General features: G+C 73.0%; 21 protein-coding genes. 14 read left to right on the top strand and 7 right to left on the bottom strand.

Annotated features, from left to right (window positions below; translation table 11 throughout):
• Window positions 1-69 precede the first annotated feature (69 nt).
• Window positions 70-1,074, bottom strand: coding sequence for an ABC transporter permease (locus tag J8403_RS16200; protein WP_211123802.1), 1,005 nt, complete (start codon window positions 1,072-1,074; stop codon window positions 70-72).
• A gap of 478 nt (window positions 1,075-1,552) precedes the next feature.
• Between J8403_RS16200 and J8403_RS16195 the strand changes: the two genes are divergently transcribed.
• Complete coding sequence (locus J8403_RS16195; protein WP_211123801.1) at window positions 1,553-2,839, top strand: hypothetical protein; 1,287 nt, start codon at window positions 1,553-1,555, stop codon at window positions 2,837-2,839.
• A gap of 316 nt (window positions 2,840-3,155) precedes the next feature.
• On the opposite strand, the gene J8403_RS16190 is transcribed toward J8403_RS16195, so the two are convergent.
• Window positions 3,156-5,318: an alpha/beta fold hydrolase gene (locus J8403_RS16190; protein WP_211123800.1), complete on the bottom strand. Its 2,163-nt coding sequence runs from the start codon at window positions 5,316-5,318 to the stop codon at window positions 3,156-3,158.
• A gap of 319 nt (window positions 5,319-5,637) precedes the next feature.
• Between J8403_RS16190 and J8403_RS16185 the strand changes: the two genes are divergently transcribed.
• The 9 genes from J8403_RS16185 to J8403_RS16145 all read left to right on the top strand — a co-directional run bounded on the left by J8403_RS16185 (window position 5,638) and on the right by J8403_RS16145 (window position 14,025).
• On the top strand, window positions 5,638-5,832 hold the full coding sequence (locus J8403_RS16185; RefSeq protein WP_069864354.1) for a hypothetical protein: 195 nt from the start codon (window positions 5,638-5,640) through the stop codon (window positions 5,830-5,832).
• 62 nt (window positions 5,833-5,894) lie between these two features.
• A complete protein-coding gene (mshB, locus tag J8403_RS16180) occupies window positions 5,895-6,779 on the top strand; it encodes an N-acetyl-1-D-myo-inositol-2-amino-2-deoxy-alpha-D-glucopyranoside deacetylase (protein WP_211123799.1) in 885 nt (294 codons plus the stop codon).
• Window positions 6,776-7,144 carry a DUF6113 family protein gene (locus tag J8403_RS16175; protein ID WP_211123798.1) on the top strand — a complete coding sequence of 123 codons (369 nt, stop codon included), beginning with the start codon at window positions 6,776-6,778 and terminating at the stop codon, window positions 7,142-7,144. Before mshB ends, J8403_RS16175 begins: the two co-directional genes overlap by 4 nt.
• Window positions 7,145-7,340: 196 nt before the next feature.
• A complete protein-coding gene (locus J8403_RS16170; RefSeq protein WP_211123797.1) occupies window positions 7,341-9,521 on the top strand; it encodes a peptidoglycan binding domain-containing protein in 2,181 nt (726 codons plus the stop codon).
• Window positions 9,522-9,762: 241 nt separating this feature from the next.
• A complete protein-coding gene (locus J8403_RS16165; protein ID WP_211123796.1) occupies window positions 9,763-10,776 on the top strand; it encodes an ABC transporter ATP-binding protein in 1,014 nt (337 codons plus the stop codon).
• Complete coding sequence (locus J8403_RS16160; protein ID WP_211123795.1) at window positions 10,773-11,516, top strand: ABC transporter permease; 744 nt, start codon at window positions 10,773-10,775, stop codon at window positions 11,514-11,516. Before J8403_RS16165 ends, J8403_RS16160 begins: the two co-directional genes overlap by 4 nt.
• Before the next feature lie 116 nt (window positions 11,517-11,632).
• Window positions 11,633-12,907, top strand: a complete 1,275-nt coding sequence (locus J8403_RS16155) for a sensor histidine kinase (RefSeq protein ID WP_211123794.1) — start codon at window positions 11,633-11,635, stop codon at window positions 12,905-12,907.
• Between the two features lie 202 nt (window positions 12,908-13,109).
• On the top strand, window positions 13,110-13,400 hold the full coding sequence (locus J8403_RS16150; RefSeq protein ID WP_211128722.1) for a hypothetical protein: 291 nt from the start codon (window positions 13,110-13,112) through the stop codon (window positions 13,398-13,400).
• A gap of 19 nt (window positions 13,401-13,419) precedes the next feature.
• Window positions 13,420-14,025: a response regulator transcription factor gene (locus J8403_RS16145; RefSeq protein ID WP_374212273.1), complete on the top strand. Its 606-nt coding sequence runs from the start codon at window positions 13,420-13,422 to the stop codon at window positions 14,023-14,025.
• 910 nt (window positions 14,026-14,935) lie between these two features.
• Here the strand turns inward: J8403_RS16145 and J8403_RS16140 are convergent.
• Window positions 14,936-15,772, bottom strand: coding sequence for a transglutaminase family protein (locus J8403_RS16140; protein ID WP_211123793.1), 837 nt, complete (start codon window positions 15,770-15,772; stop codon window positions 14,936-14,938).
• Between the two features lie 18 nt (window positions 15,773-15,790).
• Window positions 15,791-16,807 carry a GNAT family N-acetyltransferase gene (locus J8403_RS16135; RefSeq protein ID WP_211123792.1) on the bottom strand — a complete coding sequence of 339 codons (1,017 nt, stop codon included), beginning with the start codon at window positions 16,805-16,807 and terminating at the stop codon, window positions 15,791-15,793.
• 114 nt (window positions 16,808-16,921) lie between these two features.
• Between J8403_RS16135 and fdxA the strand changes: the two genes are divergently transcribed.
• Window positions 16,922-17,248 (top strand): ferredoxin, encoded by a 327-nt coding sequence (fdxA, locus tag J8403_RS16130; protein ID WP_014054705.1) that lies wholly within the window; start codon window positions 16,922-16,924, stop codon window positions 17,246-17,248.
• A 241-nt stretch (window positions 17,249-17,489) separates the two neighbouring features.
• Entirely contained in the window at window positions 17,490-18,587 is a 1,098-nt protein-coding gene (dapC, locus tag J8403_RS16125; RefSeq protein WP_211123791.1) for a succinyldiaminopimelate transaminase, read from the top strand.
• Window positions 18,588-18,728: 141 nt separating this feature from the next.
• Here the strand turns inward: dapC and J8403_RS16120 are convergent, their stop codons facing one another.
• Window positions 18,729-19,295 carry an ATP-binding protein gene (locus J8403_RS16120; protein ID WP_211123790.1) on the bottom strand — a complete coding sequence of 189 codons (567 nt, stop codon included), beginning with the start codon at window positions 19,293-19,295 and terminating at the stop codon, window positions 18,729-18,731.
• 215 nt (window positions 19,296-19,510) lie between these two features.
• Window positions 19,511-20,431, bottom strand: a complete 921-nt coding sequence (locus J8403_RS16115) for a VldE C-terminal domain-containing protein (RefSeq protein ID WP_211128275.1) — start codon at window positions 20,429-20,431, stop codon at window positions 19,511-19,513.
• A gap of 255 nt (window positions 20,432-20,686) precedes the next feature.
• Here J8403_RS16115 and dapE point away from each other — a divergent pair, with 255 nt between their 5' ends.
• Together dapE and J8403_RS16105 are read left to right on the top strand one after the other, a co-directional pair.
• Window positions 20,687-21,757: a succinyl-diaminopimelate desuccinylase gene (gene dapE / locus J8403_RS16110; RefSeq protein WP_211123789.1), complete on the top strand. Its 1,071-nt coding sequence runs from the start codon at window positions 20,687-20,689 to the stop codon at window positions 21,755-21,757.
• Between the two features lie 778 nt (window positions 21,758-22,535).
• Window positions 22,536-23,285, top strand: coding sequence for an LOG family protein (locus tag J8403_RS16105; protein ID WP_137967308.1), 750 nt, complete (start codon window positions 22,536-22,538; stop codon window positions 23,283-23,285).
• 123 nt (window positions 23,286-23,408) lie between these two features.
• Here J8403_RS16105 and folP read toward each other — a convergent pair whose 3' ends face one another.
• Complete coding sequence (folP, locus tag J8403_RS16100) at window positions 23,409-24,269, bottom strand: dihydropteroate synthase (protein WP_211128274.1); 861 nt, start codon at window positions 24,267-24,269, stop codon at window positions 23,409-23,411.
• Between the last annotated feature and the right edge of the window lie 134 nt (window positions 24,270-24,403).

Raw genomic sequence — 24,403 nt, 5'->3', positions numbered from 1 at the left:
TGGTCACTGCACCTGCCTCATCGGACGGAAGACTTGCCGTTCTCTGCCTTGGGACCTCCGGCCCCCCGGTCACCGCGTGGTCTTCGGGTCCATCGCGTCCCGGACCGAGTCCCCGAGCAGGTTGAAGGCGACCACGAAGACCACCATGGCGATGCCGGGGAAGAACATGTAGGTGATGTCGCCCTCGTAGAAGTTCGCGCCCTTGGCGAACATCCGGCCCCAGTCGGGGGTCGGTTCCACCACGCCGACGCCGAGGAAGGACAGTGCCGCCTCCGTCGTCACGAAGTTCGGCAGCATCAGCGTGGACTGCACCAGGATCGGCGTCACGAGGTTGGGCAGCAGCTCCTTGCGGACGATCCGCCACGGCGAGGCGCCGGTCACCCGGGCCGCCTCGACGAACTCCCGCTCCCGCAGGGACAGCACCTGGCCGCGCAGCAGCCGGGCCAGCTGCATCCAGCCCAGCAGCCACAACACCATCACCAGGGCCGTCACCCGGAAATAGGTGGGCGTCTCCTTCTGCGGGCTGACGAACAGCGCGGTGACCACCGGCATGAAGGCGACGAAGAACAGCTGCTGCGGAAAGGACAGCAGCAGATCGATGAGCCGGCCGAGGAAGTAGTCGGTGCGGCCGCCCAGATAGCCCGCCACCACGCCGATCACGATGCCGGTGACCGTGGACAGCACGGTCGCGGCCAGCCCGATCAGCAGCGAGGTGCGGATGCCGTAGACCAGCTGGGTCAGCACATCGCGGCCCAGCTTGGGCTCGATGCCGAACCAGAACTCGCCGTCGATGCCCCCGTTGGGCTTCATCGGATAGCTGGTGAGGGGGTCCAGCAGCTCGGGCCGGTCCAGGCCATAGGTGGTGTACGGATCCTTGCCGTACAGCCAGGAGATCACCGGGGCCAGCACGGCGACGGCGAAGAAGAAGATCACCACACCCGCGGAGATGACACCCGTACGGTCACGTTTGAAGCGCCGCCACATCAGCTGGCGGGGCGCCAGACCGGCCGGCGCCTCGCCCTCCGCGCCCGGTGCGGTCTTCTCGACCACGCCGGACTGGGATGGACTCGTCATCGCGTAGCGTCCCCCCGCACTGGTGTCACACCGTCAACTCGCGCTATCTATGCGCGTCATGTCGCCGCCCGCTCGCCAAGGTGGTGCGTGCGTACCGGGTTGAGCGGACTTTCGCAATCGGGGAACGGCCCAGTCAAGAGGCCGGGGAGGGCGGATGTGCTGCTCATTCGAGTCTTGAGCGAAGATTTGGCAGATCGAGGTCCGGGCGTGCTTGACAGGGATCCGCCATGAGGGACAAAGCATGTTCTATGGGCAGGAAGCGCGTTAACACACCGGCAACTCACCCGTCGCAACACCGATATACGGACGCGTCAGGCTGAACTGCGTACGGCCGTGCGGGTGCCGTGGACCGGCCGGGGCGCGCCATGTGGCCCCGGCCGGTCGCACCCCGGCCGGCGGCCTCCGGACGGCCACGATCCGTATTTTTCTTCGCCCCGCGACGGTTGCCCGGGGTACGAGGCGGGGGAAACCTACGGCTATGGGGCAGGGACGGATACTCAACAGCGGAGGGCGCCTTTTCGGGGCGCTCGTCTGCGCGGTCCTCGGGCTGATCTCGCTGGCGTGGATCATCCACGACCTGGACAAGGCCGACGAGGCGAACCATCTGTGGTGGACATGGGCGGGGCTGCCGTTCCGGGCCACCGGAGGGATCTTCGGTTCCTCCCTGCTCGACCTCGTGCTGCTGCTGGTCTACGCGGTCGTCGGAATCACCGCCCTGCGCTCACCGGCCGCCGCGGGCGCGCTCGGCACGGTCGCGGTGGTGACCGTCGCGGTGCGCCTGCCCAGCCTGTGGAACCTGAACTCCGACTGGCTGCAGGGCATCCCCGGCGATCTGAAGACGCGGGGGAACCTCAGCGCCTGGGCGCAGGTGGTGCTCGGGGGGCTGCTGCTGGCCGTGGTGGCCGCCGCCCGCCGCCCCGCCGACCTCGCCCCGCCCGGACATCTGGCCTCGCCCGCCGACCGGCCGCCGGGCCGCCCCTCGCCCGGAGCGGCGGTCACCGGCGCGCTGTTCCTGGGCGCCGCCGGGGTCGTCATCGCCGCCTGGCAGATCTACTGGGCCCAGGAGCGGGGCTGGGAGATCTACAAGTACCTGCTCACCGGCAAGCACACGCTGCCCACCCTGCTCTCGCCGCCCGGTGCCTGGACGGCGTGGGCGGCGGTCGCGCTGTGCCTGGCCGCCGCGGCGGCCGCGCTCGGGCGTGCGCCGCTGGCACGGCCGCTGGGGATGACGGCGGCGGCGCTGGTCATGGCGACGGGGATCAGCGAGGCCTCGCTCTACATCAAGCTGGACTACGTGGACCACCTCAGCGATCTGCCGACGGTGGGCGTGCTGAGCGTGCTCACCGGCTTCTTCGAGGCGATCGCGGGGCTGATCGCGCTGCTGGCGCTGGCTCGGCGGGGCCTTGAGGAGGGCGCGGGGTTCATCGGGGAGCCGGGGCCGGGCGCCCCGGCGTACGGCGGCTATGACGGCTATGGGTCCGGGGGTTATGACGGCTATGGGCCCGGGGGCTACGACGACGGCTCCGGGGCCGGGGGCTACGGCGGTGGCTCCGGGGCCGGGGGTTACGGGAGTGGTGGCTACGGGAGCGGTGGCTACGGCGGGGGTGGTGGTGGTTACGGCGGGGGTGGTTACGGCGGCGGGGGTTACGGCCCGCCGCCGCCCAGCACCCCGCCGCTGGTGCCCCCTCCGCCCGGAGCCCCGCCCGCCGCGCCCCCGCCACCGTCCGCACCGCCCGCGCCCCCCGCACCACCGCCGGGCTGGTGACGGCGGTTCGGCGGGCCCCGGGGCCCAAGCGGATCGGCGGAAGTCGGCTGCGGTTCGGGTGCGCCCCGAAGGGGCGCGGGGAACTGCGCGACCGGCCACGATGGCGCCGCGGACGGTCGACGGCAGGCCAGGGCACTTCCAGCGGAGCGCTTAGCCCCTGTCCGGTGCGGTTCGGGTGCGCCCCGCAGGGGCGCGGGGCTGTGCCGATGTGCGGCTTCGCCGCGGCTGTGCCGATGTGCGGCTCCGCCGCGTGGGCGACCAGCCACGACGCAGCCGCGGACAAGGGACGGCAGCTCGCGGCCCTCCCCGCGGAGCGCTACCGCATCCCGAGGGACCGCTTGAGGAAGTCCACCTGCAGCAGGAGCAGATTCTCCGCGACCTGCTCCTGCGGGGTCATATGGGTCACCCCGGACAGCGGCAGCACCTCGTGCGGACGGCCCTCGGCCAGCAGCGCCGAGGAGAGCCGCAGGGTGTGCGCGGCCACCACGTTGTCGTCCGCCAGACCGTGGATGATCATCATCGGCCGGACGGTCTCCGCGGCGCCGGACAGCCCCTCGTCGGTCATCAGCGCGTTGGCGGCGTAGACCTCGGGCTGTTCGTCCGGCAGGCCCAGATACCGCTCGGTGTAGTGGGTGTCGTACAGCCGCCAGTCCGTCACCGGGGCGCCCACCACGCCCGCGTGGAAGACATCGGGGCGCCGCAGCACCGCCAGCGCGGCCAGATAGCCGCCGTAGGACCAGCCGCGGATGGCCACCCGGCCGAGGTCCAGCGGATAGCGCTCGGCGAGCGCCGTCACCGCCTCGACCTGGTCCTCCAGGGTGACCGCGGCCAGCTCGTCGCGCACCGCCTTCTCCCAGGCGGGGGAGCGGCCGGGGGTGCCGCGGCCGTCGGCGACGATCACCGCGAAGCCCTGGTCGGCGAACCACTGCGAGGTGAGGTGGGCGTTGTGCGAGGCGACCACCCGCTGGCCGTGCGGTCCCCCGTAAGGATCCATCAGGACCGGCAGCGGTCCGTCGCCCTCCCGGTGGCCGCTGGGCAGCAGCACGGCACAGGGGATGTCCCGCTTGCCCGCGAAGAGGAGCTCGGGGCGGGCGGTGATGACGGGCCGCTCCGCGTACGAGGGGATCTGGGCGATGCGCTCGGCCGCGCCGTGGTCGGCGGGCCGGAGGAGCTCCACGCTCACCCCGGGCCGCTCCAGCTCGGTGTACGCCAGCGCGAGCACCTCACCGCCGCGCACGGCGGAGTGGACCGCCGGGACGGGCCGCTTGCCGACCGGCTCCCAGCCGCCCTGGTCGCCGCTGCCGCGGAACCAGGCGCGGTAGACGTCGATCTCGCCAGGCCGCTCGGGCAGCGGGGCACCGGCCCCGGGGGAGGCGGAGAACAGCACGTCGTCCGTGCCGATGTCGAGGACCGCGCGCACGTGGAGGGCGCCGGACGTCAACTTGCGGTCACCGACCATCAGCACCCGGGCGCCGCCCTCGTCCGCGATGCGGACCAGTCGTCCGTCCTCCGTCCAGGCCGGCACCCCGGGGAAAAGATCCAGCCAAACCGCGTCCTCGTCCACATGGACCGTGCTGGTCCGTCCGGTGTCGGTGTCCACGGCCAGATAGAGCTGGCTGCGCTGGTCCCTGGCCTGGACCAGAAGCAGGGGCGGACCGTAGGCCGACCAGTGCACCCGCGCGAGGTACGGATAGCGCTCCCGGTCCCACACGATCTCCGTACGGGAGCCGTCCAGACCGAGCAGAACCAGCCGCACCTCGGCGTTGGCGGTGCCCGCGGCCGGATAGGCGGCCTCCGCGGGCTTCCGGCCAGGGTGGGCCGGGTCGGCGGTCCACCAGCGCTGTACGGGGGCGTCGTCGGCCCGGGCGGCCAGCAGGGCGTCGCTCCGCGGCGACCACCAGAAGCCGCGTGCGCGGTGCATCTCCTCGGCCGCGATGAACTCCGCCAGGCCGTAGGTGACGGTGTCCTCCTCCGGCTCCGCGAGCGCCCGGTCGCCCTCGCCGTCGGCGCCCGTGACCCGCAGCGCGCCGCCCGCCGCATAGGCGATGTGGCGGCCGTCGGGCGAGGGGCGCGGGTCCACGACCGGGCCGGGGACGCGCAGCTCACGGGTGGTGCCCGCGGGCAGATCGGTGGTGAAGAGCCGTCCGGAGAGGGCGAACGCGGCCCGCTCGACGGCGGCGTCCACCGCGTAGCCGACCACCCCGGCCGACCCCTCGCGGCTGCGCTCGCGCCGCGCCCGCTCCTCGGGGGACAGCTCCTCGCCGGCGCCGCCGAGCAGCTCGGCCGGGTCGGCGGCGGGGTACTCGCGCTGCCCGGCGAGGTCGTGCACCCACAGGAGGCCGGTCCGGTCGGTGCCCGAGCGGGAACGCAGGAAGACGACGCGTGAGTCGTCGGGGGCCACGGTCAGGGCCCGCGGTGCCCCGAGGGTGAAGCGCTGGGTCCGCGCGTGCTGCCGTGGGAACGAGAGCTGTCCGGTCATAGGGCGAGCGTACGGCTCAGGATCATCGCGAGGGAGGGTACGGATCGGTAGGCCGGGGCGGCATTGCCCCTGGCACGGTCCGGCCGGAACGGCGCGGGGGCCAACCGGCCCCGCCCGATGGCGAGATGGCGCATAACCACCGAGAAACCGCCCCGGGGGCGCGGAAGTTCGTGCGATCAGGCATGCGCCCCTGTCATGCTCCCGTGCACCGAGTCGTGTGCACAGCGCCATAGTTATGATCGATTGCGCATAGTGGGTAGGCCCCCTGTGGCATCAATATGTTGTCCGTCCGAGTGCGTGTATCTGGAGGTGAGCCGCTGTGGCGCTCTCGATCTCGATGTCAGTGCTGCTGCTGATCATCGTCTTCATGCTCGTAAACAAGGCAGGGCTGAAGGCGGTTCATGCGGTCGTCTGCGTCCTCCTCGGCTTCTACCTGGCGAGTTCTTCGGTGGCCCCGACGATCGACGACCTCACCACCAATGTGGCGGACATGATCGGCGGCGTGAAGATCTGACCCCGAGCGGGGCCGGGACGTGCGACCCGTGGGCACTGGTGTGCGAATCGTAGGCTGTGCCCATGACCGCTCTTCCCGCCCGTCGTCTGCTGCTGGTGCACGCACATCCGGACGACGAGTCGATCAATAACGGCGCGACCATGGCGAAGTATGCCGCCGAGGGCGCACACGTCACCCTGGTGACCTGCACCCTCGGTGAGGAGGGCGAGGTCATCCCGGCTGCCCTCGCGCATCTCGCCGCCGACCGCGACGACGCGCTCGGTCCGCACCGGATCGGCGAACTCGCCGCGGCCATGGACGCCTTGGGGGTCGTGGACCACCGCTTCCTGGGTGGTCCTGGCCGCTATCGCGACTCCGGGATGATGGGCGCCCCGCAGAACGACCGGCCGGACTGCTTCTGGCAGGCCGACCTGGACGAGGCCGCGGGGCACCTGGTGGCCGTGGTCCGCGAGATCCGGCCACAGGTTCTCGTGGCGTACGACACCCATGGGGGGTACGGCCACCCCGATCACATCCAGGCGCACCGCGTGGCGATGCGCGCCGTGGAGCTGGCCGCCGACGCGGACTTCCGCCCGGAGCTCGGCGAGCCGCACGACATCGCGAAGGTGTACTGGAACTGCGTACCGCGCTCGGCCGTCGAGGAGGGCTTCGCCCGGCTGCGGGCCGCGGGCCGCGACTCCCTCTTCCCCGGCGTCGCCACGGTCGACGACATCCCCGGAGTGGTGGCGGACTCGGACGTCACCGCGTTCATCGACGGCACCGCCCACGCCGGGGCGAAGGCGGCGGCGATGCGCGCCCACGCCACCCAGATCGCGGTGGACGGCCCCTTCTTCGCGCTCTCCAACGACCTGGGCCAGCCCATGTTCGTCCATGAGCACTATCGGCTCGTCAAGGGCGAGGCCGGGGCGGACCGCGAGGACGACCTGTTCGCGGGGGTGGCGGCATGACGGCCCTGCGCCTGGGCGGATACGCCCTGCTCGCCGTGGCCGGGGTGCTGGTCGGCGCCGCGGGCGCGCTGGTCCAAGCGGCATGGTTCCCCGGCGGATTGCTGCTGGCGCTGCTCGCGATCGCGGGCCTGTGCTACGGCGGGGTCAAGGCCACGGGTGCCCGGATGGGCGGCGGAGTGCCCGCGGGGGCCTGGACGGTGGCCGTGTTGCTGCTCACTTCCTCCCGCTCCGAAGGGGATTTCCTTTTCGGTGCCGGGCTGGGGTCGTACGCTTTCCTCCTCGGCGGAATGTTCATCGGTGTGATGTGCGCCACGTTGCCTTTGGTGCCGCAACCTCCTGGTCCGCCGGTCCGACTTGGTAAGTGACGTGACGTTTTCGGCACGACGTCCCCGGCACTTGGCGGCCCTTCGGACATGCGGCGAAGGGTGCGCCTCGGGCGTACCGGATGCGGTGATCCGGCGGCCGTCAAGTGCGCGTCCGCACCGCCCAGTATGGTGGTGCCGCCGCCGAGCCGCCCGCGCGAGGTCTGACGGGCGGCGGAGCTAACTGGGAGAACCTGCTTTGAGCCGTGAATCTGACAGTTCGTCCTCCGGGCCCCGGGAGGGAAGCGGCGGTGCCGCCTACCCGTCGGGCACCCCGCCGTACGGATCCCGCCAGTACCCCTCGCCGAACCCCACGCAGGAGGCTCCGCAGGAGTTCGCCGACGACGGGCAGGCGCGGGCCGCGGCCAAGCCGGAGGAGCCGAAGACCGAAACCACGCTGACGACCCGGATCAAGATCAACATTCCGGGGTCGCGGCCCATCCCGCCGGTGGTCATGCGCACGCCCGTCGCGGAGGACGGCGTACCCGCGCCGCGTTCCGGCGGGGACGACGAGGCCCCCGAGCCCACCGGCGCGCTGCCCCGGGTCGACTACACGCCGACGCCGGAGCGCGGTGTGCCGGCCGAGCCCGGCGGGTCCGGCGAGCCTTCCGAGAGCCGCGAGAAGAAGGACGAGGGCGAGCAGCGGACCAGCGACTGGTTCTCGCCCCGCAAGCCCAGGGGCGGTTCGTCGGCCACCGGCAGCACGCCGACGCCGCCCCCGGCCCCGGACACCACGCAGGGATTCCCCGCCCCGGACACCACGCAGGGATTCCCCGCCCCGGACACCACGCAGGGATTCCCGGCCCCGGACACCACCCAGGGGTTCCCCGCTCCGCAGCAGGGCGGCGGCCCCGTCGCCGACCTGCCGTACTTCACCGACGCCCAGGCCCCGTCCGGCCACCCCGAGCCGACCGGGCCCACCACCGGCCCGATGACCGGCGACATGTTCATGCCGCCGTCCGGCCCCGGTGCGGGCCCGCACGACAGCGAGTTGCTGGCCCCGCCCGGACCGGGCCCGGCCGGCGGCCCGTACGGCGGTGACCCGCAGACGCCTCCGGGCGGTGTGGGGCCGCTGGCCGGCGGCGGCCCGGGCGCCCAGCCACCGACCCCGCCGGGCGGCTCGCCGATGTCCGGCAGCCTCGGCGCCACCACCGGCGCGGGCCCGCGGACCGGCCCCGGGGACGGGTTCAGGGACGACCTCGGGAGCGATCCGTCCCCTTCGCTGTTCCGTGACCCCGAGCCCACACCGGGCAGCGGGGTGCCGTCGGACCAGATCTCCAGCGACACGCTGGTCAGCGGGGTGCCCGTGGTGCCGTCGGCCGAGGGCCGGTCCAGGCCGCCGGCGCCGCCCGCCCCGGGCGGTCCGGGAGCCCCGGCGCCCGGCGGCGACAGCGCCCCGGCGCCGTCCGCCCCGAAGGCCGGCAAGCCCAAGAAGAAGGGCCGCTCCAAGGTCGTCATGGTCGCGGGCCTGCTGTTCGTGATCGCGGGCGGGGCCTACGCCGCCGGTCTGGTGATGAACCACGCCGATGTGCCGAACGGCACCACCGTCCTCGGCGTCGACATCGGCGGCAGCTCCAAGGAGGTCGCCGTCGACAAGCTGGACACCGCGCTGGGCACGCGCACCACCGCCCCGCTGACGGTGTCGGTCGACGGCCAGCAGAAGGAGATCAAGCCCTCCGTCGCGGGCCTGGCGCTCGACACCGAGGCCACGGTCCGGGACGTCGCGGGCCGGGACTACAACCCGGTCACCGTGATCGGCTCGCTCTTCGGCGGCACCCATGAGGCCGACCCCGCGGTCACGGTCGACGAGGAGAAGCTGCGGGACGCCCTGGAGCGGCTCGCGGGCGACTCCGGCACGGCCCGCGAGGGCGGCATCGACTTCAGCTCCGGCAAGCCCGTCGCGGTGTACGGCAAGGAGGGCAAGGGGCTGGACGTGGACAAGGCGGTCAAGGCCGTCTCGGACGGGTTCCGCCTGCGCGCCGAGACCGGCCGGAACAAGGCCATCACCCTGCCGGTCGCCGTGCGCCGCCCCACGGTCAGCGACGCCGAGGTCGACCGGAAGATGAAGAGCTTCGCCAAGCCCGCGATGTCCGGTCTGGCCACGGTGCGGACGGACGCCCAGCACTCGATTCAGTTCGGCCCGGACAAGTCGCTGCCGAAGATCCTTTCCATGAAGGTGGTCGACGGCAAGCTGGTGGAGCACTACGACCTGTCCGTCATGAAGCAGCTGTACGGCAGCACCTTCGACGGCGTTCTGCTCGAACGGGGCGACGGCAGCAAGAAGCCCGTCACCCCGGAGGACGTGGAGTCCGCGCTGCGGCAGGCGCTGCTCGGCAAGACGCCCAGCGAGCGCGTCGGGGTCATCGGCAAGGACAACTGAGCGGGCCCCGCTCGTTCGTTCACCACGCGGCCCCCGCCCGGCACCGGGCAGGGGCCGCGTGGTTTTCTCCCCGGTCTTGTCGGGTCGGGCGGGTCGTGTCGTGTTTCCCGGGTCGCGTCGTGCCTCCTGGCCGCCTCGTGTTTCCCGGGTCGCGTCATGCCCCGACCCATGACATCTGTCATCCCCAGGTCACGACCGCTGACACTGCCGGGCACCGCCCACCCTCGGCCAGGCTGGTGGCATGACCGCAACGACCGCTGTTTCCGCCCCTGGCACCGGGGCCGCCACCACGGGCGCCCCGCCCGTAGTCCGCTTCGAGCAGGTGAACAAGAGCTACGGCAGCGTGCGCGCCGTGGCCGATCTCGATCTCACGCTGTACCCGGGGGAGACCGTCGCCCTGCTGGGCCCCAACGGCGCCGGCAAGTCCTCCAGCCTCGATCTGCTGCTCGGCCTGCGCCACCCCGACTCCGGCCGGGTGGAGGTCTTCGGCACCACCCCGCGCCAGGCCATCGTCCGCGGCCGGGTCGGCGCGATGCTGCAGAGCGGCGCTCTGATGGAGGACGTGACGGTCCGCGAACTGGTCGGACTGGCCTGCGATCTGCACCCCAAGGGCCACCCGGTGGACGAGGTGCTGGAGCGCGCGGGCATCGCCGAGATCGCTTCCCGCAAGGTGAACAAGCTCTCCGGCGGTCAGGAGCAGCGGGTGCGCTTCGCGTTCGCCACCGCCGGCGCCTCGGATCTGATCGTGCTGGACGAGCCCACGACCGGTATGGACGTGGCGTCCCGGCAGACCTTCTGGGGCGCGATGCGGGAGCAGACGAAGCAGGGCCGCACCATCCTGTTCGCCACCCACTACCTCGAAGAGGCCGACGCCATCGCCGACCGGGTGATCGTGCTGCACGGCGGCCGGGTGCTGGCCGACGGCTCGTCAGCCGAGATCAAGGCGATGGCCGGGGCCCGACGGATCTCCTTCGAGCTGGACGGGCCGATCGACGAGACGGCGCTGCGCGCCCTGCCCGCTCTGACCGGGATCGACATCTCGGGGCGTACCGTACGGATCCGGTCCACCGACGCGGACGCGACCGTGCACGCGGTCTACGGGCTCGGGCTCTATCCGCGCGGCCTGGAGGTCACCGGGCTCGGCCTGGAGCAGGCGTTCCTCGCCATCACCGATGCCGCCGCCGGTACGGCCACCGAGACGGCCCCCGATACGGCTACCGACGCCGCTCCGACAGTTGAGGAGTCCGCCCGATGAAGGCGCTGGTCAAGCTGGAGATCGCGCGGACCCTGCGCAATCGCAAGTTCATGTTCTTCACGATCATCTATCCGTCCGTGCTCTTCCTGCTGATCGCGGGCAGCACCGACGCCGACGACCGGGTGCCCGGCACCGGGCTGTCCATGCCGCTCTACTACATGGTCGCGATGGCCTCCTTCGGGGCGCTGACCGCCGGGCTGATGGGCAACGGCGAACGGATCGCCAAGGAGCGCGAGGGCGGCTGGACCCGGCAGCTGCGGCTGACCCCGCTGCCCGGCCGCGGCTATGTGGCGGCCAAGATCGCGGTGGGTGCGGTGGCCACCCTGCCGTCGATCGTGATCGTCTTCGTGGTGGCCGCCGCCCTCAAGGGCGTACGGCTGGACGCCGCCTGGGAGTGGGCGGCGTTGACCGGCGCCATCTGGGCGGGCTCCCTGGTCTTCGCCGCGCTGGGGGTGGCCATCGGCTATCTGGCGACCGGGGACGCGGTACGCCCGCTGACGATGATCATCTACTTCGGTCTGTCGATCCTCGGCGGGCTGTGGATGCCGACCACGTCGTATCCGCAGTGGCTGCGGAACATCGGCGACTATCTGCCCACCCACGCCTACACCGCCCTCGGCCAGGCGATCGAGCTGGGCGGCGCCCCGCACGTCAAGGACGTCGCGCTGCTCGTCGGCTATCTCGCGCTCTTCGCGGGCGGCGCGGCGTGGCTGTACCGCAAGGACACTCGTAGGGCGTGAGGACGTCGACCGTAAGGCGTGCAGGACAGCCGTAAGGCGTGAAGGACGGCCGTAAGGCATGACCGGGGGCGTGATCCGAAGCGTGACCCGAGGCGTGATCCGAGGAGAGAAGAACCATGGCTGACCGGGCCGAGTGGACCGACGACGGCGATCCGGAGCGCCGCCCCGGCGTGCGCGGTCGGCTGACCTGGTGGGCCGACGCGATGGCGTACGACGACGAGAACGACCGGCTGGCCGCCATCGGCCAGAGCCCCGAGAACCGCCGGCAGGCCCTGATCAAGCTGATGTGGATCGGGATCTGGATGGCCTATATGGGCGCGCCGGTGAGCGATCTCGCCGATGGCCACCACGCCGTCCCCGCCACCGTGTGCGGTGCGCTCGGTCTGCTGGCCTTCGTCGCCATCTATCTGGTGCTGATCTTCCGGCACACCGGCCGGGCGCTGAGCCGGGCCGCGGTCTTCGGGGCGCTGGGCACGTCCTGCGTGCTCGCCGCCGTTCTCACGCTCACCATGGGCGACGCCTGGCTGGTGCTGTGCGTCTATGTGTCCGTCGCCTACGGGGCGGTGCTGCCGCTGCGGCTCGCGCGGTGGGCGATTCCGCTGAACACCGCGTTCATGGTGGCCGTCGGGGTGCTGGTGCGCGGCTCGCACGGGCTGTTGTCCGCCCTGGTGATCCCGTCGCTGCTCGGCGGGTTCGCGATGAGCGGGGTGCGGCAGATGGTCCGCACCACCCGGGCGCTGCGCGCCGCCCGCGCCACGGTGGCCCAGCTCGCCGCGAACGAGGAGCGGTTGCGGCTCGCCCGCGATCTCCACGATCTGCTGGGCCACTCGCTCTCCCTGATCACGCTCAAGAGCGAGCTGGCGGGCCGGATGCTGCCCGACAAGCCCGAGCAGGCGGCGCGGCAGGTCGCCGATATCGAACGGGTCAGCAGACAGGCGCTGGTGGACGTGCGGGAGGCGGTCAGCGGCTTCCGGCGCCCCACGCTGGAGGCCGAGGTCGCCGGGGCCCGTACCGCCCTCGCCGCCGCGGGCATCGCCGCCGACCTGAGCCGGGCCGCCACCCACCACCCCGACCTCCCGCCCGACCAGGAGGGGGCGCTGGCCTGGGCGCTGCGCGAGGCGGTCACGAATGTGGTGCGGCACAGCGGGGCGCGCCGCTGCGCGGTCACGCTCGACGAGACGGACGACGAACTGTGCCTGACCGTCACCGACGACGGCCGCGGCGCGACCGGCCCGCACGGCAACGGGCTCACCGGGCTGGCCGAGCGGCTCCAGCTGGCCGACGGCCGCCTGGAGACCGGCCCCGGCGAGCGCGGGGGCTTCACCCTCCGCGCCCTGGTCCCGCTCTCCCGCGGCGTCCGCGTCGAAGTGCCCTCGCGGGCCGCGCCATAGCGCGGGCCGCGCCGTAGGGGGGCGGCCGGGCGCCGGGGGCCGCGTTGCCGGGGTCCGCGTCGGGGGCCGGGCGGTGGGGTCTGCGTCGGCGGGGCTGTTCGGCGGGGGTCTGTGTTTGGCGGGGCTGCTGGGTGAGGATCCGCACCGGCGGGGCGGCTCGGCGGGCGTCCGCGTCGGCGGGGCTGCTCGGCGGGGTCTGTGTTTGGCGGGGCTGCTGGGCGAGGATCCGCACCGGCGGGGCGGCTCGGCGGGGGTCCGCGTCTGGCGGGGCGGCTTGGTGGGGTCCGCGTCGGCGGGGCTGCTCGGCGAGGATCCGCACCGGCGGGGCGGCTCGGCGGGGGTCCGCGTCTGGCGGGGCGGCTTGGTGGGGTCCGCGTCGGCGGGGCTGCTCGGCGAGGATCCGCACCGGCGGGGCCGCTCGGCGGGGGTCCGCGTCTGGCGGGGCCGCTCGGCGGGCCGCGCCGTCAGACCGCGCGGAGGGAGCGTGCGGTAGAGCGGATACGCTGCGGGGCGTGATCCGGGTACTGCTGGCCGAGGACCAGTCCATGGTGCGGGAGGCGCTGGCCGCGCTCCTCGGGCTCGAGGACGAGATCGAGGTCATCGCGCAGGTGGCCCGCGGCGACGAGGTCGTGGACGCCGCCCGGACCCATCGCCCCGATGTGGCGCTGTTGGACATCGAGATGCCCGGTATGAGCGGGATCGAGGCCGCCGCCGCGCTGCACCGGGCCGCGCCCGGGATCCGGATCGTGATCCTGACCACCTTCGGCCGTCCCGGCTATCTGCGTCGCGCCATGGAGTCCGGCGCCGATGCCTTCCTGGTCAAGGACGCCCCGGCGGCCCAGCTCGCCGACGCGATACGGCGGGTACTGCGCGGGGAGCGGGTCATCGACCCCACGCTGGCGGCCGCCGCGCTCGTGGACGGGGCCAGTCCGCTGACCGCGCGGGAGCGCGAGGTGCTGCACGCCTCGGCGGACGGCTCGACCAACGCCGAGCTGGCCCGGGCCCTGCACTTGTCGCCGGGTACGGTCCGCAACTACCTCTCCACGGCCATCCAGAAGACCGCGGCCCGGAACCGGGCCGAGGCCGTCCGTATCGCCCGCGAAAAGGGTTGGCTGTAGCGGCGCGGGCTGGGCGTGGCGGCGCGGGCTTTCCCTCCCCGCCCCTTCCCGTAACCGGGGCCCGGCCCCGGCCCCCGCCGGGGCTCCGCCCCCGGGCCCCGGCTCCTCAAACGCCGGAGGGGCTGGAAAGCCGGGCCGCCGCCCCGCGACGGTCGGCCCGCCGGAGGGGCCAGGCCGCCTTGCCCGGCGGGATGTTCCGGGGCCCACGACGCCCGTACGACGCCCCCGCGTCCGCCACTGGCCCCCGGCCACCACCGGACAGCCGCCAGGCCCCGCCCGGTGGATCTTCCCGGGCCCCCGCACCCGGATGGCCCCGGCCACCGGGCCGGACGCGGCGGGCCGACGGTGCCCGGCACGGCGCCCCAGCGCTCGTCACTGGGCCGCTGGCCACCACCGGGAGGCGCCGCCCCCTGTACCGGGCGCGCCGAGCCGACGATGCCCGGCATGGTGTTCCTAGCGCTCGTCACTGGGCCGCTGGCCATCACCTGGAGGCGCCGTCCCCTGTACCGGGCGCGCCGAGCCGACGATGCCCGGCATGGTGTTCCTAGCGCTCGTCACTGGGCCGCTGGCCACCACCGGGAGGCGCCGTCCCCTGTACCGGACGCGCCGAGCCGACGATGCCCGGCATGGTGTTCCTAGCGCTCGTCACCGGGCCCCGGCCACCATCAGGAGGTGGCCCCCGCCGCGAGCCGACGACGCCCGGCACGGCGCCCCAGCGCCCGCCACTGTGCTCCCGGCCACCACCGGGACACGCCGCCTGCCCCAGAGGCCGCGGCCCCGGGGCCGAGCCGCCACCGATCCCACAGGCGCGAAGACCCACCAGCCATCGCCTGGTGAAGGCTCACCAGGCACCCACTAGCGAAACCCACCAGGCACCGGCTAGTGAAGACCCACCAGGCAGCGGCAGACGCTAGTTCAGCATCGCGCGGGCGGCGCGCGCCTCGTGGCGTACGGTCTCGGCGGCGTCGGGTCGCACCGCCTCCATCACCTCCGCGTACTCCTCCAGCTCCTTGGCGCCGGTCATGAAGTCGCCCCGCTCCACCAGGAGTTGCGCCCGTTCGTAGCGCAGCTCGGCGGGATGGCTGGGCAGCAGCAGGGAGAGCTCGACCGCCCACAGCCGGACATCGGTGCGTTCGGGGCGGGCGGATGCCCAGGCGCGGATGTTGTTGAGGATCCGCAGGACGATGTCCAGCGACCCGGCCGGGCTCAGCATCGACGCGGAGAGCGGGGCGCCCGTGGCGCCCGACACCAGGGTCGCCGCGTCCTCACGGGACAGCGGCCGCCCGCCGTCGAAGGGATCGGCCAGCACATGGCTGCCGTAAGGATCGCCGAAGCCGACCACGAAGTGGCCGGGCAGCGCCACCCCGTACACCGGCGCGCCCGCCCGCCGTGCCACCTCCATCCACACCACGGACAGCAGGATCGGCAGTCCCCGGCGGCGCCGCAGCACCGTGTGGAGGAGCGAGGACCCCAGCCGCCGGTAGTCGGCGGGGCCGCCCCGGAAGCCATGGCGCTCGCCGAGGAGGCGGTTCAGCGCGGCGGCCCAGTCCTCGGGGCCGCCGGGGGAGAAGGGGAGCTGACCGGCCAGCCGGTCGAGCTCGATCTGCGCTTCGTCGATTCCGGTCTCGTCCAGTCCGGAATCGGCCTCCATGCCGACCAGCAGGCACAGCAGCGCCAGATCGGGGCGCTCTTCGCGGGCCGCGTCGGCGAACCGCCGGCGGCGGGACGTGTCGTTCATCCGTGGCATAGCCGACTCGTACCCTGCTCAGCGCGGATCGTGTCGGGATGCGCGCCAGTGATGGTAGCTGTGGTGGACGGTGAAGCCCATGCCCTCGTAGAGGGCGTGCGCACCGTCATTGTCCGTCTCCACCTGGAGATACGCGGCCGAGGCGCCCTCGTCGAGCGCCTTGCGGGCCAGCGCCGTCATGACGGCCTTGGCCAGGCCCTGGCGCCGCCGCTCCGGGGCGACCTCCACGGCGGTGAACCCGGCCCAGCGGCCGTCCACCACACAGCGCCCGATCGCGGCCGGGGTGTCCCCCTCCCGCCCCGGCACGGTGGCGAACCACACGGACGGGCCACCCGACAGCACAGTCCGCGCCTCGGGGGAGGGCTCGCCGGAGGACCGCTGGTAGCGGGTCAGCCAGGCGTCGTCGAGCCGGCGGGAGAGCGTCACCGCCGAGGTGTCGGCGTCCTGGTCCCCGATGGGGGCGAGCGCCGCGATGCGTATCAGCGACGAGACCTCCCGCGTCCAGCCGCGGGTCTCCAGCTCGGCCGCGAGCAGCTCCTGGGTGCCCTCGGCGCCCGTGCTGACCTGGAGGTACGCGGGCAGCTCCCGCGCCGCGTACCAGTCGGTCACCCGGCGCAGCGCCTCGTCGAGAGCCATGCCGGGGTCGCCGAGGGGCAGCACCGAATTGGCGCGCCGGGTGAATCCGCCGGAGGCGCGCAGCGTCCACTCGCCCAGCGGCTCGCTGACCAGGGGCGGCCAGGCCCGGGCGGCGACCCGGTCCAGCTCGGGCGCGGTCGCGGCGGGGCCACGGCGGCGGGCCGGAGCGGCGGGCACCACCTTCCCCGCCACCAGGGATGACTCGGCGATCCGCACCGCCTCACCGGTGCGCCGCGTGATGGAGAGCGAGCCCTCGGTCCACGATGTGAGAACACCGACCACGTCGGTGAAGGTGGGGGCGGGCTCACGCTCTCCGGTGATCAACCTGACCGAGACGCGTTTTCCCACGTCATCCGGGGTGATCCGGACTTCGAGACGTCCGCCAGTGGTGAAATCCACAGCTCAGTCAGCCCCTCATGTGCGTCTGGTGCCCAAGAACGGAGATACTAGGTGCGGGCATCGACGACGCCGCGCTCCCGCGCGATAGCAGCCCTAACGAGGAGGAACGACAGCGTGACCTACGTCATCGCGCAGCCTTGTGTCGACCTGAAGGACAAGGCGTGCATCGAGGAGTGCCCCGTCGACTGTATCTACGAGGGCCAGCGGTCCTTGTACATCCACCCGGACGAATGCGTCGACTGCGGGGCCTGTGAGCCGGTTTGCCCGGTCGAGGCGATCTTCTACGAGGACGACACTCCCGAGGAGTGGAAGGACTACTACAAGGCGAACGTCGAGTTCTTCGACGAGCTCGGTTCGCCCGGTGGCGCGAGCAAGCTCGGCCTGATCGAGCGGGACCACCCCTTCATCGCCGCGCTTCCGCCGCAGGAGCACGACGAGTAACCCTGCCCCCGGCGTCAGCGCCCGGAAGCAGCCGGCGGTCCCGTATGGCCTGTGGCCTGCGGGACCGGGCTGTTTCCCGGGCGCTCCCGGCGCTTCCGGCGTTCCCGTGGGTCCCGGGTCTCCCCGGGGTCCACGGATTCGGCCGGAATCCACCGGGTTCCCGGGCCCTCGGCCCGGGCAGTTCCGAAGAACCCGGGCAGTTCCGAAGAACCCGGGCAGTCTGAAGAAAGTGAGCCACCCCGTGCCACCCGTATCCGCCCGCCTCCCGGTCTTCCCCTGGGACCGGCTCGAACCGTACAAGGCGATCGCCGCGGCCCACCGCGACGGCATCGTCGACCTCTCGGTGGGCACCCCCGTCGACCCGGTCCCCGAGCTGATCCGCGCGGCCCTCGCCGACGCCTCGGACAGCCCCGGCTATCCGACCGTCTGGGGCACGGCCGCGCTGCGCGACGCCCTCACCGGCTGGGTGGAGCGGCGGCTGGGCGCGGCCGGGGTGACCCACACCCAGGTGCTGCCGGTGGTCGGCTCGAAGGAACTGGTGGCCTCCCTGCCCGCGCAGCTGGGCCTCGGCCCCGGCGACCGGGTCGCCTTCCCGCGGCTCGCCTATCCGACGTACGAGGTGGGCGCGCGGCTGGTGGGCGCCGAGCCGGTGCCGTACGACGAGCCAACCGATCTCGAGCCCGCGGGCCTGAAGCTGCTGTGGCTCAACTCCCCGTCCAACCCCACGGGCCGGGTGCTGTCCAAGGAGGAGCTGCGCACCGCGGTCGCCTGGGCCCGCGAGCACGGGGTGCTGGTGGTCAGCGACGAGTGCTATCTGGAGCTGGGCTGGGAGGCGGACCCGGTCTCCGTGCTCCACCCGGACATCTCCGGCGGGTCCTTCGAGGGGCTGGTGGTCGTCCACTCGCTGTCCAAGCGGTCCAATCTGGCGGGCTACCGGGCGGCCTTCCTCGCCGGTGACGAGGCGGTGCTGGGCGAGCTGCTGAAGATCCGCAAGCATGGCGGGATGATGGTGCCCGCACCCGTGCAGGCGGCCACGGTCGCGGCGCTCGGCGACGACAAGCACGTGGCCGAGCAGCGCGAGCGCTACGAGCGGCGCCGGGCCGCGCTGCGGTCGGCGCTGGAGGGCCGGGGCTTCCGGATCGAGCACAGCGAGGCGTCGCTGTATCTGTGGGCGACGCGGGACGAGCCGTGCTGGGACACCGTGGGCGCCCTTGCCGAACTGGGCATTCTGGTGGCTCCGGGCGAGTTCTACGGCACGGCGGGGGAGCGGCACGTCCGGGTCGCGTTCACGGCGACGGACGAGCGCGTGGCGGCGGCGGTACGGCGGCTGGCGGGCTGAACAGCGCGAGCCAGTTGGCGGGCTGAGCGGCAGAAGCGAGTTGGCGGGCTGAACAGCGGAAGCCGACTGGTTGGGCTGAATGACCAAGAGGGCCCCGGGGAGTACGAGACTCCCCGGGCGCCCGTGTTTGGACCTGCGGGATCAGCCGAGCAGCGGCAGGCCCTTGATCGGCAGGTCCTTGACCGGGAGGTCCGGGCCCTGCGGGGCGGGCGCGGGGGCCTGCGGGGCGGCGGCCTGAGCGGGCTTGGCCGCCTTGGCGGCCTTGCCCTTGCCCTTGGCGTGGGCGCCGCCCTTGCCCTTCCCCTGTCCGAGGGCCTTGCCCTCGCCCTTACCGGCGGGCTTGGCGTGGGCGGCCCTGGCCGGGGCCTTGGCGGCCTTGGTGGTCTTGGTGGCCTTCGCGCCCTTCGCAGGCTTCGCGGGCTTGGCCGGGGCCGCCGTCGCCGGGGCGGTCTTGCTCGGCAGGATCCCCTTGACGGTCCCGCCGGCCTTGCTGCTGACGTCACCCGCCGTGCTCCCGACCTGCTTCGAGGCGACGTCGGCGACCTCACCGACCGAGGCGGGGTCCAGCGAGGACAGCCCCAGGTTGGAGGACTGCGGCTGAGCCGGCTCCGCCGCACTCGCGACGCCGGCGGCGCCGACGACGGGTGCCGCGCTCGCCGCGACCAGCAGTGCGGCGCGGGCGATCCGACGGGTGAGAGGGAGGGACATGGTTCTCCTTTGGCGGAGGGACAATTGGCGTGCGGTGCCCGGCGATTCGGACGCAGTGAATACCGCGTGAACCTCGCGAAGGTTGCGGTGAGACAAGGCAAAGAGTTGGCAATGCGTCGCATTATCCGGTTCTGCGTGTAATACGTCCGGCCCATTCCTCCGTACGTGCCGCACAACGCGCCGTCAACCGCCCTGAACTGCGGTGATTCCCTGCGCTATCGCATGGTGACGATCCGCACTTCCGCCCCGGAAATCGCCTTGACCCGACGCCAACCCGCCGCGGAATTCCTGGCGTTCCATTCGCGCTCGCCGTAAGAGACACGTTCGATGCGCAACTCGTCCGAGTGGGCCACCGCCCAGTGTGCGATCTCCCAGCCGCGCTGCCCCGCGCGCCCCGGAGCCGCCGCCTTCGGCACCGGAACCACCACCGTGTGCGGCGAGGGGGCGGCCTGTTTGCCGCCGCCGTGCCCGGCCGCGGCCGGCCGCGCCTCCGTCTCGGAGCCGAACTCCCGCTTCAGCGATGCCCGTACCCGCAGGGGATCGCCCGCCTGGCCGTCGTCCGGCGGCCCCGGGCAGCTGAGGGCCGCCCCGGAGCGCCCGGTGAGTGCGCCGGTCAGCACCACCGCTTCGGTCTCGTGCTTGGCGTACGCCTGGGGGAACCCGCTGCGCTGCACCCGCTGCGCCGCCACCGTCAGCGGCAGCCGCGAATAGCCGGGCATCCGCACCAGGTCGTCGTAGAACTTCCCGGCGGCGTAGACCGGATCGCGGATCTGCCGCACACTGCCCCAGCCCTGGGAGGGGCGTTGCTGGAACAGCCCCTGCGAATCCCGGTCCCCGTGGCGGATGGTGCGCAGCCCCGACTCCTGCAGGGCGGTGGCCAGCGCGATGGTGACGGCCCGTTCCGGCAGTCCGCGGGAGGCGGCCACGGCCTCGATCGTGGCGGCGTTCACGGTCTGTTCGGGGGAGAGCCGCACATCCTCGCCGTTCGCCCGTACGACACAGCGCGGCGGCCCCACACCACCCGTCAGCAGTTGCGCCGCCAGATATCCGGCCAGCGCCAGCAGTACGGCACAGGCGACCGCGGCCCGCAGCAGTCGGGCGCGTTGGGAGAAGACGGACAGGGGCACGCGCCACACGGTACTGGAGCTCACGCGGCCCCGCCGGATCACGGGCGCGGGGTGGGGAACGCCACGTCGCGAGCGGCTTGAGGGCCGGGATGTTGGGCGCGGGGATTCGCTGGCTTGAGGCCGCCCGGGGTCGCCGGGCGGGGGCCGCTGGGGTCTTCGGGGCGCCCGGGGCGTCGGACCAGGACCGGCCGGACCGCCGGGCCGGGGCCGGGGTCGTCGGGCCGGGGCCGTCGGGGGCCGGGGCCGACCGCTAGGGTCGGCCGTATGGCACATCCAGAACTCGACCTGTCCCTGGACGCGGCCCGGCTCACCGCCCGGCTCGTCGACTTCCCCTCGGTCAGTGGTGAGGAGAAGGCGCTCGCCGACGCCGTGGAGCAGGCCCTGCGAGCCCTGCCGCATCTGACCGTCGACCGGGACGGGGACGCCGTCGTCGCCCGTACGAACCTCGGGCGGGACGAGCGGGTCGTGCTGGCGGGCCATCTGGACACCGTGCCGATCGCCGACAACGTGCCGTCCCGCCTCGACGACGACGGCCTGTTGTGGGGCTGCGGCACCTCCGACATGAAGTCCGGCGTCGCCGTACAGCTGCGCATGGCCGCCACCGTGCCCGAGCCCAACCGCGACCTCACCTTCGTCTTCTACGACCACGAGGAGGTCGCCGCCGAGCTCAACGGGCTGGGGCGGCTGGCCAGGAATCACCCCGAGTGGCTGGCCGGGGACTTCGCCGTGCTGCTGGAGCCCACCGACGGCAAGGTCGAGGGCGGCTGCCAGGGCACCCTGCGGGTACGGGTGAGCACGCAGGGGCGGCGCGCCCACTCCGCGCGCAGCTGGCTCGGTGAGAACGCCATCCACAAGGCCGCGCCGATCCTGGACCGGCTGGCCGGGTACGTCCCCCGGCGGGCGGAGATCGACGGGCTCACCTACCGCGAGGGCCTCAACGCGGTACGGATCGACGGCGGCCACGCGACCAACGTCATCCCGGACTTCTGCACGGTGACGGTGAACTTCCGTTTCGCCCCCGACCGCTCCGAGGAGGAGGCGCTCGCGCACGTCCGCGAGGTCTTCACCGGCTTCGACATCGAGCTCACCGACAGCGCGCCCGGCGCCCTGCCCGGTCTCGCCCACCCGTCGGCCGCCGCGCTCGTGGCGACGCTCGGGGTGGAGGTGGCCCCCAAGGACGCCTGGACCGATGTCGCCCGCTTCTCGGCGCTGGGCGTGCCCGCGGTGAATTACGGGCCCGGCGATCCGAAGCTGGCCCATACCCGTGAGGAGCACGTGCCGGTCGCGGCGGTCCTGGAGGCCGAAGAGCGACTGCGCGCCTGGCTGGTCGGTTAGCGCCAGCGGCGCGCCGGGCGGTTGGCCCCGCCGCTGGGGCCCGGCGCGCCTTTCCCCTCCCCGCCCCTTCCCGCAGCATCGATATGCGGCTCCGCCGCGTGGCGGGGCCCGGCCCCGGCCCCCCGCTGGGGCTCCGCCCCGGACCTGGCTCCTCAATCGCCGGAGGGGCTGGAGTACCGCCGCGTGGGGCTCGGTCCTGGCGCCTGCTGGGGCTCCGCCCCTGGCCCTCGCTCCTCAATCGTCGGAGGGGCTGGGTTGCGTCGATGTGCGGCTCCGCCGCGTGGCGGGGCCCGGCCCCGGCCCCCCGCTGGGGCTCCGCCCCGGACCTGGCTCCTCAATCGCCGGAGGGGCTGGAGTACCGCCGCGTGGGGCTCGGTCCTGGCGCCTGCTGGGGCTCCGCCCCTGGCCCTCGCTCCTCAATCGCCGGAGGGGCTGGGTTGCGTCGCGTCGTAGGGGCTGGGTTGCGTCGATGTGCGGCTCGGTCGCGTGGGGACGCGGCCCCGGCCTCCGCCGGGGCTCCCCCAGACCTCGGCGGCGGGGTCTGGGGGAGCCCCGCACGCTACGGAGCCGCATATGTTGGGGGGCGGGGAGGGGAGCGGCCCGCCGCAGGCGGCTAGGTCCGTCGGGCACCCTCTGACGCCGCTTCGCGGCCGTTGGACCTGTGATCAGCGGTTCGGTGGGTGAGCGTGGCCGGGATTTCGGCTCGAAGCCGCCCGGGGGGCCTACCCTGAACCACAGATCTTTGACCAGATCTTGGTCTTGGCGAAGGGAGCACACAGTGGGCAACGCCGAAGAAGAGCGAGCGCTGCACGAGCAGCGTCTGGGCCCGGTCGTGCGCCGCCGCCATCAGATGCGACCCGAGACGACCGATCAGCGGCTCCTGGACACCCAGGGGGCCACGCACTGGGTGCACGAGGACCCGTTCCGGGTGATGCGCATCCAGTCGGAGTTCGTCGAGGGCTTCGGCACCCTGGCGGAGCTCGGCCCGGCGATCAGCGTGTTCGGCTCCGCCCGTACGCCCGAGGGGTCCCCGGAGTACGAGGCGGGGGTGCGGATCGGCCGGGCCCTCGTCGAGGCGGGCTTCGGGGTGATCACCGGCGGCGGCCCCGGCGCGATGGAGGCCGCCAACCGCGGCGCGACCGAGGCGGGCGGCGTCTCGGTCGGCCTGGGCATCGAACTGCCGTACGAGCAGGGCCTGAACCCGTACGTCGACATCGGCGTCAACTTCCGCTACTTCTTCGTGCGAAAAACGATGTTCGTGAAGTACGCCCAGGGGTTCGTGGTGCTTCCCGGCGGGCTCGGCACGCTCGACGAGTGCTTCGAGGCGCTCACCCTCGTCCAGACCAAGAAGGTCACCCGCTTCCCGATCGTCCTCTTCGGCAGCGCCTACTGGAAGGGCCTGGTCGACTGGCTCACGAACACCCTGATCGCGGAGGGCAAGGCGTCCCCGCACGATCTGGACCTGTTCCACCTCACCGACGACATCGACGAGGTGATCGACCTGGTGACCAAGGAGTCCGGCGTCTGACGGCGCCCGCTCCTGGTCGCCCCGCTGGGCCGGTCCCGAGTGGGCCGGTCCAAGCGGGCCAGCCTCAAGCGGGCTGGCCCCAAGCGTGCCGGCCCCAAGCGGGCCGGTCCGCGGCGGGCTTCCTCAGGCCAGTCCCCGGCGGGCGACCGCCGGGGGCCGGTGGCCCGCGATGGACGACACCATGTCCAGCACCTGACGGGTCTCGGCCACCTCGTGCACCCGGTAGATCTGGGCCCCCAGCCAGGCCGATACGGCGGTCGTCGCGAGCGTGCCGATCAGCCGTTCCTTGACCGGCCGGTCCAGGCTCTCGCCGACGAAGTCCTTGTTGGACAGCGAGACCAGGACGGGCCAGCCGGTCTCCGTCAGCTCGCCCAGCCGGCGCGTCGCCTCCAGTGAGTGGCGGGTGTTCTTACTGAAGTCATGGCCCGGGTCGATCATGATCCCGTCGCGCCGCACCCCCAGTTCGAGGGCGCGCTCCGCGAGGTCCAGGGTGACCCGCAGGATGTCCTCCACCACATCCTCGTAGCCGATCCGGTGCGGGCGGGTGCGCGGCCGGGCCCCGCCCGCGTGGGTGCACACCAGCCCGACGCCGTGGCGGGCGGCGACCTCGGCCAGCTTGGGGTCCACCCCGCCCCACGCGTCGTTGAGCACATCCGCGCCCGCGGCGCAGACCGCCTCGCCGACCTCATGGCGCCAGGTGTCCACGCTGATCACCACGTCCGGATGGCGCCTGCGCACCTCGGCCACGAAGCCCACCGTGCGGCGCGCCTCCTCCTCGGCGCTCACCTCGTCACCCGGTCCGGCCTTGACGCCGCCGATGTCGATGATCGCGGCGCCGTCCGCGATGGCCTGCTCCACGCGGGCCAGGGCGGGCTCGTCGCGGAAGGTCGCACCCTGGTCGTAGAAGGAATCCGGCGTCCGGTTCACGATCGCCATGATCACTCGATCGTTCTCGCCGAACTCACGTCGTCCCAGCCGCAGCATCCGAACTTCCTTCATGTCTTCTTCCAGGTTGCGGGCAGCGACGATAACTGTCGGAGGGGCATGGCACGATCGGGGCAGACAGTTATCGAGGCCGACGGACACAGACTCAACCATGCATCTGACGGGGAGACGAT

Origin of the sequence: Streptomyces yatensis, assembly GCF_018069625.1 — a bacterium.
Taxonomy (GTDB): domain Bacteria; phylum Actinomycetota; class Actinomycetes; order Streptomycetales; family Streptomycetaceae; genus Streptomyces; species Streptomyces yatensis.
Note: the sequence above shows the minus strand (reverse complement) of the source record. Positions and strands in the feature narration are given on the sequence as shown.

Excerpts from the sequence above, each read along its gene's own strand:
- J8403_RS16200 (WP_211123802.1), bottom strand. The coding sequence starts at position 1,074 with ATGACGAGTCCATCCCAGTCCGGCGTGGTCGAGAAGACCGCACCGGGC.
- J8403_RS16195 (WP_211123801.1), top strand. The coding sequence starts at position 1,553 with ATGGGGCAGGGACGGATACTCAACAGCGGAGGGCGCCTTTTCGGGGCG.
- J8403_RS16190 (WP_211123800.1), bottom strand. The coding sequence starts at position 5,318 with ATGACCGGACAGCTCTCGTTCCCACGGCAGCACGCGCGGACCCAGCGC.
- mshB (WP_211123799.1), top strand. The coding sequence starts at position 5,895 with ATGACCGCTCTTCCCGCCCGTCGTCTGCTGCTGGTGCACGCACATCCG.
- J8403_RS16175 (WP_211123798.1), top strand. The coding sequence starts at position 6,776 with ATGACGGCCCTGCGCCTGGGCGGATACGCCCTGCTCGCCGTGGCCGGG.
- J8403_RS16165 (WP_211123796.1), top strand. The coding sequence starts at position 9,763 with ATGACCGCAACGACCGCTGTTTCCGCCCCTGGCACCGGGGCCGCCACC.
- J8403_RS16160 (WP_211123795.1), top strand. The coding sequence starts at position 10,773 with ATGAAGGCGCTGGTCAAGCTGGAGATCGCGCGGACCCTGCGCAATCGC.
- J8403_RS16155 (WP_211123794.1), top strand. The coding sequence starts at position 11,633 with ATGGCTGACCGGGCCGAGTGGACCGACGACGGCGATCCGGAGCGCCGC.
- J8403_RS16140 (WP_211123793.1), bottom strand. The coding sequence starts at position 15,772 with ATGCCACGGATGAACGACACGTCCCGCCGCCGGCGGTTCGCCGACGCG.
- J8403_RS16120 (WP_211123790.1), bottom strand. The coding sequence starts at position 19,295 with ATGTCCCTCCCTCTCACCCGTCGGATCGCCCGCGCCGCACTGCTGGTC.
- dapE (WP_211123789.1), top strand. The coding sequence starts at position 20,687 with ATGGCACATCCAGAACTCGACCTGTCCCTGGACGCGGCCCGGCTCACC.
- folP (WP_211128274.1), bottom strand. The coding sequence starts at position 24,269 with ATGCTGCGGCTGGGACGACGTGAGTTCGGCGAGAACGATCGAGTGATC.